Source organism: Arthrobacter sp. P4_F11, assembly GCF_056401395.1.
Map to the genome: position 1 here is coordinate 630,420 of NZ_JBFUJK010000001.1, position 8,630 is coordinate 639,049.

8 protein-coding genes and 1 pseudogene are annotated in these 8,630 nt (G+C 67.1%); 1 reads left to right on the forward strand and 8 read right to left on the reverse strand.

All coding sequences use genetic code 11. The features are described 5' to 3' along the window. Positions 1–33 precede the first annotated feature (33 nt). From AC1DRO_RS03000 to AC1DRO_RS03015, 4 genes are all read right to left on the reverse strand, one after another. Positions 34–351 (reverse strand): hypothetical protein, encoded by a 318-nt coding sequence (locus AC1DRO_RS03000; protein ID WP_223917034.1) that lies wholly within the window; start codon positions 349–351, stop codon positions 34–36. 96 nt (positions 352–447) lie between these two features. Then, a complete protein-coding gene (locus AC1DRO_RS03005; RefSeq protein ID WP_476949772.1) occupies positions 448–1,719 on the reverse strand; it encodes an MFS transporter in 1,272 nt (423 codons plus the stop codon). Positions 1,720–1,847: 128 nt separating this feature from the next. Further along, complete coding sequence (locus tag AC1DRO_RS03010) at positions 1,848–2,363, reverse strand: hypothetical protein (protein ID WP_476949751.1); 516 nt, start codon at positions 2,361–2,363, stop codon at positions 1,848–1,850. A 72-nt stretch (positions 2,364–2,435) separates the two neighbouring features. Further along, positions 2,436–2,744, reverse strand: a complete 309-nt coding sequence (locus AC1DRO_RS03015) for a hypothetical protein (RefSeq protein ID WP_476949752.1) — start codon at positions 2,742–2,744, stop codon at positions 2,436–2,438. A gap of 179 nt (positions 2,745–2,923) precedes the next feature. On the opposite strand from AC1DRO_RS03015, the gene AC1DRO_RS03020 reads away from it, so the two are divergent. Beyond that, complete coding sequence (locus AC1DRO_RS03020; protein WP_476949773.1) at positions 2,924–3,775, forward strand: alpha/beta hydrolase; 852 nt, start codon at positions 2,924–2,926, stop codon at positions 3,773–3,775. 34 nt (positions 3,776–3,809) lie between these two features. Here the strand turns inward: AC1DRO_RS03020 and AC1DRO_RS03025 are convergent, their stop codons facing one another. From AC1DRO_RS03025 to AC1DRO_RS03040, 4 genes and pseudogenes are all read right to left on the reverse strand, one after another. Continuing rightward, positions 3,810–4,895 carry a DUF3616 domain-containing protein gene (locus AC1DRO_RS03025; RefSeq protein ID WP_476949753.1) on the reverse strand — a complete coding sequence of 362 codons (1,086 nt, stop codon included), beginning with the start codon at positions 4,893–4,895 and terminating at the stop codon, positions 3,810–3,812. A gap of 37 nt (positions 4,896–4,932) precedes the next feature. Beyond that, complete coding sequence (locus tag AC1DRO_RS03030; protein ID WP_476949754.1) at positions 4,933–6,897, reverse strand: aconitate hydratase; 1,965 nt, start codon at positions 6,895–6,897, stop codon at positions 4,933–4,935. A 123-nt stretch (positions 6,898–7,020) separates the two neighbouring features. Then, a complete protein-coding gene (locus AC1DRO_RS03035; RefSeq protein WP_476949755.1) occupies positions 7,021–8,082 on the reverse strand; it encodes a hypothetical protein in 1,062 nt (353 codons plus the stop codon). A 179-nt stretch (positions 8,083–8,261) separates the two neighbouring features. Next, positions 8,262–8,630: pseudogene (locus AC1DRO_RS03040) on the reverse strand (3-oxoadipyl-CoA thiolase); the annotation flags it as partial.

Genomic DNA, 8,630 nt, shown 5'->3' on the forward strand with positions numbered 1-8,630 from the left:
GCGTCTTGTGATCCCCGCATCGGCGCAGACGTTCTACCGAAGGTCGCGGTCAGCGGCTGCCACGTTCTCGATGGCGACCGTTTCGATGATTCTGGTCGACGGCTCACCCACCAGCGCCGGCGCCGTCACACCCGTTTTCCACGTATCGTTCTGCAGCCGGCCCAGAAAGTCCACCGCCGCCGCCTGCGTATCGAAGTCCATCTCCAGCATCACGTAATCCTGCTGGTCAAGCGGGCGCGAGATCCGGAATGACCGCACGCCCGACGCGGCGCGGTCCAGCGGATCGCTGTCGAAAGCCCTCCGCCACATGTCAAAATCCCGGACCTGGTGTTCGATCTGCAGGGTAATCACTGAGGCGCTCCTGTCGACGGTTCTACACGCCCACTGTAGGCCCCGAAGGCCCCGCCAAGTAAGGAGCGAGGCCGAAGTGTTATTCCGGCTGGCGTCTTACGCCGGCTGGGTTCCGGTGTTGGTGCTGGTCGGGGCGTTGGACTGATCGGCCTGGTGGCGTTGCCGGCGGCTCGCCAGCAGGAACGGCACCGCGATCAACTCGATCACGCCGCCGATGGCCAGCGACGCCGCGTAGCCGTACACATCTGCCGCCCGGCCGAGCAGCGGCTGGACCACCACGCCACCGCTTGAGCCCATGAGTGAATCGAAGCTGAGCACTGTGGCGCGCTGCTTCGAGGCGATCATGTCGTTCAGGTACGCCTGCCGCACCGGTATGCCCGCCGATGACACCACTGCCCAGAGCGCCAACAGCACCAGGGCCACCCAGAACACGTGGGTGAACCCGAGCACCACCAGGATCACCGTGTCCATGACGCTGCTCAGGATCAACACGGTGGTGCGCCGACGGACAAGACGCCGGATGCGCGGAGCCATCCAGCCGCCGAGCACCTGCGCCGCGGCCACGATGGCCGCCGCCAGGCCCGCGACGGAATACGCGTGGGGGTCCCCATAGAGCTCGAGCAGGTACGGCTGCAGGGCGTAAAACACATAGATGGCGACGCCGGCGGTGAACGGCGCGGCCAGCATCACGTAACGTACGGGCGGATTCTTCAAGCCGTTCTCGATCGAGGCGGCGAGTACAGCCCGGGTCGCCTGGAGGGGATGGGTCGAGCGTTCGGGGGTGAACCCGACGTCGCGCATGAGCCCAAACGCCACCGCGAACATGGCCAGCAGCACGCCCACGCGCATCAGGAACGGCACGCCCAGATTGGTGGCCTGCGCGATCACGCCGCCGGCGACAGAGCCGGCGAGCATCGCGACTCCGGCGACCATCTGGCCCCGCCCGAGCACCGCTTCCATCCCGCCCTCGAACCCCGAGAAGCGAAGTGCATCGACGAGCCAGGCCTCCACCGCTCCGGAGAAGAAAGTGAAGCCCAGGCCGAGCAGGACCGACACTACCGCCCACCACCAGAACGGGGCGGAGAACTGCCAAAGCAGGTAGTAGAAGTAGGTCGAGACGGCGAGGGTCACGGTTCCGAGCAGGAACGAGACGCGCCGGCCCCAACCGTCGGCAACCACTCCGGTGGGCACCTCGAACAGCACCATGCCGGCCGTGAAGAAGGCATTCGCGGCAAACGCCTCGAAGTTGCTGAGTCCGGCGTCGAGCAGGAAGAGGGTGTTGATCCCCCAGATGAACGAGGCCGCAAGGGTATTGCCCAGCGTCAACGTCAGATAGATGCGCTGAATCTTTCGGGCGGCGGCGTTCATCGCGTCGCCGTCCCCGCCGGGGCGAGGAGGGAGCACGAGCCCATTCTCGTCTCCGCTGCCGGCGCGCGCCAGTGCACACCAGGCGCAGGGCACGACGCGAACGGTCGAGCCGACGATGCCCGGTCTGCTCAGCTGCCCTGGTTCGTGTAGAACGACCGCCGGCGGGCGTACTCATGGACCCTGTCCAGGGTGGCGATCTGGTGGCGAGCCGTGGTGGCCAGGCCGTCAAACCTGGCACCGTCCAGTCCCAGATCGCCGGAGAGGTCCCGCAGCGTCTGCCACAGCCCCAGCTTTCCCATCACCGCTGACCGCATGACCTCAGACTCCAACACCAGCGTCAGCGGCGAGCGGCGCACCACCCGCCCGTTGAGCTTGAGCCGGCCGGCACGCTCCGCGACCCACGCCGCCGCCCTCCGGGGAGTTCGCCGTGGCAAGCCAAAATCCCCCGCTAGTCCTTTCAGGTACTCCCGCTCCTCCCGGATCTGGGTGGCGAGCGCTTCAAGTTCTGTGCGGAAGGGAGTGTCCGTAAAGTCGCGCGCCATTCGCTCGATGCGGCCCTGCCCCGCCGTGGCCCCCGCGAGGTGGTCCGAGAGGTAGAGCCCAAACAGTTTCTTATCGATGTTGCCGGAAATCTGCGGTGCCATGAAAGCTCCACTCTGATCGAAGGGTTGCTTCGGGAACACCACCCTGCCGGAGCGCAAGCGGGTCCCGAAGTACTATCGGGGCGCGGAGTCGTCGCGCGCCGGCCGCACTGACCCGGCGTCGGGGTCCATCGCCACGAGTCCGGTGTCGTCCTTCACCTCCGTCATCTCCTGCGCGACGTCAGGCTTAAGCCAGGACGCCACCACGCTGACGCCGCCTCCCTCGTCGCGGTCGATCGCGACGTCGATCTCGGAGGCGGCCGCCCCCATGCGCGAGAGCTGCTCGCGGTATGACGCGACCAGCATCTCCAGGCTTTCCTCGGTCCACTCCCCCGGCCGCATCCGCGTTGAAATTTCGACCGGTTCAGGCTGATAGAGCGTCATGAAAGTCCTTCCTCTGGGTTCGATCAGGGGTGAGCACGACCCCATTCTGGCCCCCCTGCGCCGGTGTGCGCCAGAGCAGGGCCGGGACACCATGGCTCCGGGGCGTTCCGAAGCGAACGCACCGGTGGCAGACTTTGTCTACCGGAGCTGTAGCCATAAGGAGGATCCCGGTGTCCGAGATGGTTGAGGCCCTTTTGCATGACGGCACGGCAATACCCGTCCTGGTGAGCGGTGACGGCCGGGCGCTCCTCATCCCTGCCAATGTGAAGCCGCGGTCCGGGCCGGAAGCCCAGACGATGCGGGAGTGGGGCGCGGACCCGGACCTCGGGCCCCATCTGGTGTCGGGCCTCGCGCAGTCCTATCGGGTAATCGCGGCCGACTACGAGGGGCACCGGATGGCGCACCCTGCGCCCGATACCCTCACCCCGGAGAACGTCACCGCCGACTTGCTGGCTATCGCTGATGCGGCACGCGCCGAGACCTTCGGATACTACGGCTATTCGTGGCTGGGCCTGTGCGGTTTGCAGTTGGCGATCCGCACAAACCGGCTCTGGGCGCTCATCATGGGCGGATTCCCGCCGCGCGAGGGCCCGTACAAGAGCATGTTGGCGGTGACGCGGGCGGCCCACTCGGCGGCGGCCAGGTCCCCGGAACAATCGCCGGAGGTGAACCTCCCGGTCAAACCCGGCGACTGGGATGCCGCCACGATACAGACCAACGAGACACAGACCCGCCAGTTCCTCACGCTGTACGAAGCGCTCCAGGACTTCGACGATTCAACTATTGGCCTGGCGCCGGATCTGCCCCGGCTGGCGTTCGCGGGCGCCGCCGATCACATCGCTTACGGACCCCGCTGGGGGGACGTGACGGTGCGGATCGGCGAACCGCTGGCTGCCCATGAGCGCGAGCTCATCGAGGCCGGGTGGGATGTGCAAGTACTCCCTGCACTCGATCACCTGGGTGCGATGCACAGTGACGTCGTCGTTCCTCTCCTGCGGGCCTGGCTGGGAAAAGTGGGCCGGCAGCAATAGGAACACCTCCCCGGGACCGTCGCGGCGCCGGTTCCTACGCGCTGAGGCGGAAGACGTCGGCTTTGATCGCGTGGCGTCCGGTCTTGCGCTTGCCCGACGGCGTCCCATACAACACCAAGGCCGACCGATCGTCGTCGAGAACGGTGATCCCCTCGGCATGGTCCTCGTCCTCGCCGAATGGCGCGTCAAATTCGCAATGCAAGTCGTCTTTCGGCAGGACGGCCTCGGCCTGCGACGTCAGCGCGCCCCGCCAGCGAAACACGGCCGCGCGCCCGTCGAGTTCCATGGTGGGTCCTGCCAGGACGAGCAGGTCCTGTCCGTGCCGGCACAGATCCCGCACGCCCAAACCATGCAGGCGAAGGAAATGCTTGCGGTAGCGACGATTCCCGGGACCGATCGCCTGCGGCTCCAAGCCGGGCCCGCCACCAACCTGGAGCTCTATGATCATCGCCCACCCACGCAGCACCGGCCCGCGCAGACCGATGAACACCCGGTCGCCCGCTACGGCGAGGCCCTCGCAGTCAATGCCGTTGTCCTTGCCCGGGATCGGGCGACCGGTCGTCGAGGACTGGATGAAGCTACCAAGATGTGGGTCATCGGCCAGCAGATCCACCAGGTCCGTGCCCCGGCCGAGGCCCAGCACGGCGGGGCGCTGCTGCTGCCCCGTCCGGGGGCCGCCCGGATCGAGGAGGTCCTTAGTCGAAAGCCGGGCCAACACCCGACGGCGCTGGCTGACCTCCACTGTCGCCAGGGAATCCTGCGCTTCTGCGGGCGTGGCGTTGTTCTTGACCTGTTTGCGGGCCGAGCTGTGCGATCCAAGCAGCCACAGCGTGTCGTCCTCGACATCGAGGCCCTCGATGTCCATCTCACCCTTGTCCCCGGGCAGCTCAAGGAGGTGGGTGAGATCGAAGCTGCGGTGGGTGCGGGCCTGGTCGCCGGCCTCCAGGGTGAGCCGTTCGAGGCTGGTCGTCTCGTCATTGGCGACCCAAAGGTGGGAACCCTGCCGGGCGACCGCGGACAACCCGTCGCGCAGGTCAGCCTTCGGATCCAGGGTGCTGCGCTGGTCGAGTACGAGGCTGATTTCACCGGAGGGCTCGTCCGGCCGTGGCCATCCGCTCACCGCGGCACACCCATCCTCGTCAGCGGTGATCGGCAGCTCATTCCCGCGCTCTCCGTTCGCGCAGCCAAGGGATGAGGCCACCTGCCAGGAGCATGTCCACCTGACGGCTGGAGAGACTGTGCCGCACGGGGTAGACCTCGCCGCGGGTCCGGTTCTCCACGAGGATCTCCTTGCCTGTGAGCAGGGCGTCGTGTATCCCTGTCAGCGCGAGCACATCGTCCTGTTCGATGCGGTCATGATCGGCCGCATTTGTGAACTCGACTGCGAGGACGCCGAAATTGGCCAGGTTCTGCCAGTGGATCCGCGCGAACGAGACGGCCACCACTGCGCGCAGCCCGAGGAAGCGCGGGGTGATAGCGGCGTGTTCCCGTGAGGAGCCCTGACCGTAGTTCGTGCCGCCGACCAGGATGTGCCCGGTGGAGTCGCGGGTACGGGCGGCGCGGTCGGCATAGGTGGGGTCGAGCTGGTCGAAGGTGAATTCGGCGAGTTTGGGGATGTTGCTGCGGTAGGGCAGAACGCGGGCACCGGCTGGCAGTATCTCGTCCGTCGAGACATCGTTGCCCACCACCAAGGCCACTGGTGCCTCGATGCGGTCGGCGAGTGGGCCGAAGACCGGAAGCGAGGAGATGTTTTCGCCCTTGACCAGTGCTACTTTGCCGGCTTCTTCCGGCGCCAACGGCTCCTCGAGCATTGCCACGTTCACGCTCGACACCGCGGGAAGTTCGATCTCGGGGTACTCAAGGTCGAAGAGCTCCGTCAGGTCCCGCGGGTCGGTGATAATTCCGGTGAGCGCAGCAGCCGCGGCCGTCTCCGGTGAGCACAGGTAGACCGAGTCCTCCTTCGTGCCCGAACGGCCGGGAAAGTTGCGGGGCATTGTGCGCAGGCTGTTGCTTCCGTTCGCGGGGGCCTGTCCCATCCCGATGCAGCCCATGCATCCGGTCTGGTGCAGCCGGGCTCCGGCGCGTATCAGATCAAACGTGGCCCCCATCCTGGTGAGGTCCTGCAGGATCTGCCGGGAACTCGGGTTGACGTCGAAGGACAGTCCCGGGTGGCACTGCCGTCCCTTCGTGATGGCGGCGACAATTGCGAAGTCGCGCAGGCCCGGGTTCGCAGAGGACCCAATCACGACCTGCGCCACCGGCCTACCAGTGACCTCCCGCACCGGAACGACGTTGCCGGGTGAGCTGGGCAGGGCGATGAGCGGCTCGATCGTGGCCAGGTCGATCTCGTCGGTCACGTCGTAAGTGGCACCGGAATCGGCGAGGAGTTCGGTGAAATCGTCCTCGCGCTGTTCGGAGCGCAGGAAGGCCCGGACCTGGTCATCGGCCGGGAAGACCGTGCTCGTCGCACCGAGTTCGGCGCCCATATTGGCAATCACGTGCCGGTCCATCGCACTCAGCGTGGCGAGGCCGGGACCGTAGTACTCGATGATCCGGTCCTTACCGCCCTTCACGCCGTGCCGGCGAAGCATTTCGAGGATGACGTCCTTAGCACTGGTCCATGGTGGCAGCTTGCCGGTAAGCCGCACGCCCCAGATCTCCGGCATCTTCAGGTAGAGCGGCTCGCCCGCGATGGCCAGGGCTACCTCGGTGCCGCCGACCCCGATTGCCAGCATCCCCAGCGACCCAGCTGCCGGGGTGTGACTGTCGGAACCGACCATGGTCGTGCCCGGACGGCCAAACCGCTGCATGTGGGTCGGATGGGACACCCCGTTTCCGGCCTTCGAGAACCACAGACCAAACCGGCGGCAGGCCGAGCGGAGAAAATCATGGTCCTCAGCGTTCCTGCTGTCGGCCTGCAACAAGTTGTGGTCCACGTACTGCACGGACACTTCAGTTTGTGCCCGGTCGAGCCCGATGGCCTCCAGTTCAAGCATGACCAGCGTCCCGGTCGCGTCCTGGGTGAGGGTCTGATCGATATGCAGGCCAATCTCACGGCCGGGAATCATCTCCCCGGCCACCAGATGGGATGCGATGAGCTTTTGGGCCACGTTGTAGGCCACGGTGGGTTCCTTACTCCATGGCGAGGCCGGATGCCTCAGCCGGCAACGAGCCGGGCACCGGGCGCTCCCCTATATCCCCAAATTAGCCCACTCCGGGCGCCGGGAACAGTGGGGATTTGACGCTCATCGTGGAGCTGCCGGCCCCGGGACGCTCCTGGTGTTCAACGAGCTGAGGAAAGCGAGGGCCGCTGCCAGTCCCGCACTCAGCACGACGGCTCCCAGCCACATCGACACTGGCCATTGAATCGATGCCGCCAGGGCGATCCCAGCCAGTTGGCCGGTCCAGATGAGTGCCGCCAGCACGGCGGTGACCGCCGGCAACCTGCGCCTCAACCACGGGCCCGGCCGTCGGGCAAGCAGCAGATCCGCCGCTGCCGCGATGATCGTGGCTCCTGCCGCACCGGCGACCGCGGCCGGGCGCAGCCCCGACATGGCCAGCGGCAGCCACGCCACCACGGCGACCAGGATGGTGGCAATACCGAAAGGCGGCCTTCGGGCTCCTGAGAAGGTGTAGAGGAAGGGTGCGATAATCAGCGCTGTCGTCACCAAATAGCTGGCCAGTCCGAGGGCCGGGGGCAGCTCCGCCTGGGTGTGCCCGGGGCTCCCGATCGGCGTCTGTAGATAGGGGACGGCCGGCGGGGTCCGGACGAACGCCGAGCAGTAAATGAGGAAGAAGGCTCCCAGGCCCGTCATCAGGGCGAGCGACAACAGCGCAGGCGGCGTCCAGTTGAAGGCCTCTGCGCCGGCGGCGGCCCGTGCGCTGCGGATACCGGTGCCGAGGATAAGGAAGAGGCTGAACCCCAGCAGCAGGTGGGTGGGGCTCACCAGCGCATCGAGGGAGACTTCGATGCCCAGGATCTCGTGCCAGGCCAGATCCAGGACACCCGCGACGGCGAACAGGACCAGTCCGATGACCGTGCCCCGGTAGCCGGCCGGCACCGACCGGGTCAATGGCCGCCCGGGCTGGCGGTTCCTCCAGATCACGCTTGCCGTCCACGCGGCGGTGGCCACGAGGCCCGAATAGAGTGCCGCGTGCCAGGGGGTGAAGAAGGTTTCCAGCCCGGGAACGTGCAGGTGGGCCCAGCCGTCCAGGAACACAGCCAGGAGGAGCCAGATGCCCAGCAGTTGCGTCACAAGGTCGTTGCGCGCCCCGGCCCGAAGAGTCTGCGCTGCCGTGTCAACCATCGTCACTCTCCTCGCACCCGCAGTGCCGTCACCCTCGCCGTGCTATCACCCTGGCCGTGCAGTCCAGGGAGGCCGGGACGCCCACACTTGGCCTGCGTCGAATGTTTAAAGCTTGGACCTCCCGGTGTCCGACCGCCAGTGCTGCATTCCCTCAGCCCGTCACTGGTTGTGCCGACGGGTTATGCCTGCGCGGTGGTGACGTTTTCGAGCACGACGGCGAGGCCCTGGCCGACGCCGATGCAGATCGCGGCGACGCCCCAGCGCTGCCCGGAGGCCTGCAGGGACCGGGCCAGGGTGCCCAGGATCCGGCCGCCGGAGGCGCCGAGCGGGTGGCCCATGGCGATCGCGCCGCCGTGCCGGTTCACGATGCAGGGGTCGATGCCCCAGGCGTTGATGCAGGCCAGGGACTGCGCGGCGAACGCCTCGTTCAGTTCGACGGCGCCGACCTGGTCCCAGCCGATGCCGGCCTTGGCGAGGGCCTTGTTCGCGGCCTCGACCGGGGCGTAGCCGAAGTACTGCGGGTCGTTGGCGTGCGCGCCGCGCCCGGC